Source organism: Micromonospora sp. LOL_024 (assembly GCF_048060415.1).
Lineage (GTDB): Bacteria > Actinomycetota > Actinomycetes > Mycobacteriales > Micromonosporaceae > Micromonospora.
This window is the reverse complement of record NZ_JBHMIS010000172.1, coordinates 1-682: the sequence shown is the minus strand read 5'-3', so window position 1 is coordinate 682 and position 682 is coordinate 1. Positions and strand designations below refer to the sequence as shown.

Here is a 682-nt window from a genome sequence, read left to right as displayed (position 1 = left end):
GGGGTGTCCGAGTCGTGGTTCTACAAGTGGCGCGACCGTCGGCCGACACCCCGCCAGGACCGTAGGACCAAGCTTCAAGACGCGGTCCGGCGCGTCTTCGACGCCTCGGGCGGCACCTACGGCAGCCCACGCGTCGGCGACGAGTTACGCGAGCAGGGCTGGCGGGTGTCGGACAACACGATCGCCGAGGTCATGGCGGAGCTGGACCTGGTCGCCAGAGCGAAACGGCGCCGACGTGGGCTGACTCGGCAGGGCAAGCGGCCAGCCGCCCCGGACCTGGTCAAGCGTCAGTTCACCGCGCCCGCGCCGGACGTGGCCTGGTGCGGCGACATGACCGAGATCGCCACGCAGGAGGGCAAGCTCTACCGCGCCACCGTCATCGATCTGTACTCCCGACGCATCCTCGGCTACGCCATGGGCGACCGGCACGACGCCGGCCTGGTCGTCGCCGCGTTGAACATGGCCGCGGTCACCCGCGGCGGCGACGTCGCCGGAGTGATCTTCCACAGTGACAGGGGCAGCGAATACTGCTCGGCCGACCTCGCCCGGGCGTGCGCCCGCTGGAAGGTACGCCAGTCGATGGGCCGAGTCGGCTCGTGCTTCGACAACGCCGTGGCCGAGGCCACCTTCTCCACCATCAAGGTCGAGTACGTCCACCGTCACCAGTTCCGCACCCGCACCG

General features: G+C 69.9%; 1 protein-coding gene. It reads left to right on the top strand.

Features of this window, described 5'->3' with window-relative positions; genetic code table 11:
* Nucleotides 1-682 (top strand): IS3 family transposase (locus ACFHWY_RS28755; RefSeq protein ID WP_416583367.1); only part of this gene is annotated, 682 nt, incomplete at both ends.